The organism is Pseudomonas sp. HMWF006 (assembly GCF_003061205.1).
Lineage (GTDB): Bacteria > Pseudomonadota > Gammaproteobacteria > Pseudomonadales > Pseudomonadaceae > Aquipseudomonas > Aquipseudomonas monsensis.
Map to the genome: position 1 here is coordinate 1 of NZ_QAIU01000390.1, position 804 is coordinate 804.

At 63.8% G+C, this 804-nt stretch carries 2 protein-coding genes; both read right to left on the reverse strand.

What is annotated here, in order from left to right; all coding sequences use genetic code 11:
- On the reverse strand, positions 1–663 hold a 663-nt coding region (locus DBR24_RS15945), incomplete at its 3' end, for a YfaP family protein (protein ID WP_128615237.1).
- Between the two features lie 3 nt (positions 664–666).
- On the reverse strand, positions 667–804 hold a 138-nt coding region (locus tag DBR24_RS32370), incomplete at its 5' end, for a DUF2300 domain-containing protein (RefSeq protein ID WP_256591544.1).

Below are 804 nucleotides of genomic sequence, written 5' to 3' on the forward strand. Positions count from 1 at the left end.
CTCATCATCCCCGCGATAGCCACCGCCGAAATAATTCACATACACCAGATACTGCCCCTTGATCGGCGCCGGCATGGCGAAGATTTCCGGGCCGTAGCCGGTGGTGACGTCGACGTCGAGCGCTGCGCCGTTGGCGGCGGTGCGGTCGCCGTACCAGATGTGCGCGCCATCCGGGGTGACGAGGTGCAGGTCAAGGTCGGTGCCGTCACTGTCCCACGACAGCAATACGCGCAGTTTCGCCGGGGTGGCGCCGCCGCTGGTGTTGAGGAACTGGGTGCGGTGGCGTTGCTGGCCGTCGGGGCTGCGCACTTCGACGCTGTTGCTGCCGTTGGGGAAGGAAAAGGGGCGGTCGAAGCGGCCGCTGTCGTCGATTTTCAGCGGCATGCTGACGCCGTTGACGATTAGGCGACCGGGTTCGTTGTTCTTTGGCGTGGCCTTGATCTGGCCGCTGATGCGGGCGGTGTTGGCCTGGCCGAGCGGGGTGTTGACCGACGAGGCCGGGTAGTTGACGGTTTGGCGGAAGCTTTCGCCCTCGCCTTCGGGGGCGCCACTGCGCCAGCCACCGATCGGGATGTCGAGTTTGACGCCGTCGGCAGCCATCACCGGCGATAACGCGGTCAACGTGCAGAGCAACAGCAAGACCTGTGGATAACGGAGTGTCATGGTCTATTCCAGCAAGAGGTGACGGGCGAGCCCTTCGATGTAGGTTTCATCCTGGCCATTGGGATGTGCTTCAAAGGCCAGGTGCAGGTATTCGTGCGTCAGGTCGAGGCGATCCTGCAACGTCAGCACGCCGCGCACGTA